This window comes from Mycobacterium sp. KBS0706, assembly GCF_005938675.2.
GTDB lineage: Bacteria > Pseudomonadota > Alphaproteobacteria > DSM-16000 > Inquilinaceae > Inquilinus.
On record NZ_VCCH02000338.1, the window covers coordinates 1 to 570 of the forward strand.

Sequence of the window (570 nt, forward strand, 5' to 3'; positions counted from 1 at the left end):
CGCCCGGTCCGGCGGGTCGAGATAGAGGCCCACGATGTCGCGCACCTTCTCCACGAACAGCGGATCGGTGGACAGCTTGAAGGTCTCGCTGCGGTGCGGCTGCAGCCCGAACGCCTTCCAGATCTCGTGGATCGTCGAGGGCGCATAGCCCGTGGCCCTGGCCATCGAGCGCAGGCTCCAGTGGGTCGCGCCCTCGGGCAGCGTCTCCAGCGTCAGCCGGATCGTCTCGGCGATCGCCTCATCGCCGATCTTGCGCGGCGCGCCCGGACGCGGCTCGTCGTACAGGCCGTCGAGCCGGTGCAGGGCGAAACGCTCCCGCCAACGGCCCACCGTGCTCTTGAACACCCCCAGCCGCTCGGCGATCCGGACGTTGGTGTCCCCTTCCGCCGCCGCCAGCACGATCCGCGCCCGCATCGCCAGCGCTTGCGCCGTCAGCCGACCACGAACCAAACGCTCCAACTCCCGGCGCTCTTCCGCGCCAAGCGCAATCGTCGATGCCTTCCCTCTCGCCATCCCAGCCTCCCAAATCAGAAGGCCAGAATCACCGATATCTCGCGATCAGGACACTAG

The 570-nt window shown here is 68.4% G+C and carries 1 protein-coding gene; it reads right to left on the bottom strand.

Annotation, left to right across the window (positions count from 1 at the left end; translation table 11 throughout):
* On the bottom strand, window positions 1-513 hold a 513-nt coding region (locus FFK22_RS42160), incomplete at its 3' end, for an IS630 family transposase (protein WP_143957038.1).
* Between the last annotated feature and the right edge of the window lie 57 nt (window positions 514-570).